The organism is Pseudomonas sp. 21615526 (assembly GCF_013386245.1).
Classification (GTDB): domain Bacteria; phylum Pseudomonadota; class Gammaproteobacteria; order Pseudomonadales; family Pseudomonadaceae; genus Aquipseudomonas.
The window spans coordinates 443-899 of the sequence record NZ_JACAOM010000152.1 but is presented as its reverse complement, the minus strand read 5'-3'; the positions used below and the strand labels follow the sequence as shown (position 1 = coordinate 899).

2 pseudogenes are annotated in these 457 nt (G+C 65.0%); both read right to left on the bottom strand.

What is annotated here, in order from left to right:
* Window positions 1–280 (bottom strand): annotated as a pseudogene (locus tag HX786_RS32065) (FAD-dependent oxidoreductase); the annotation flags it as partial.
* Window positions 214–457 (bottom strand): annotated as a pseudogene (locus HX786_RS32060) (polyamine ABC transporter substrate-binding protein); the annotation flags it as partial. The pseudogenes HX786_RS32060 and HX786_RS32065, both read right to left, overlap by 67 nt.

Below are 457 nucleotides of genomic sequence, written 5' to 3'. Positions count from 1 at the left end.
TGCGCCCGCTGGCGCCCCAGCCAATCCGCCGGGCCTCCAGCAGGATCACCGACAGCCCGCGCTGGGCCAGTTCGATGGCGGTGTTGACCCCGGTGAACCCACCGCCGATCACACACACATCGGCGGTCAGGTCAGCCCCCAGCGCTGGGCGCCGGGGCATGGCGTTGGCCGAAGCCAGGTAATAGGAACGAGCGTGGTCGGAGGAGGAACGGTTCATTTGTTGGTCTTCACTTTGCTCCAAGACCGCGTCATCAAGCGCATGACGGCGGGCGTCGGGGTGGTGGAAATGTAGAGTTTGTCGAGCACTTCCTGGGACGGGTAGATCTCGGGGTTGTTCACCAGCTCGGGGGCCATGAAGGCCTTGGCCGCCGGGTTCGGGTTGGCGTAGCCGACGCTGGCGCTGACCTTGGCGATCACTTCAGGGTCCAGCAAGTAGTTGATGAAGGCGTGGGCGGCT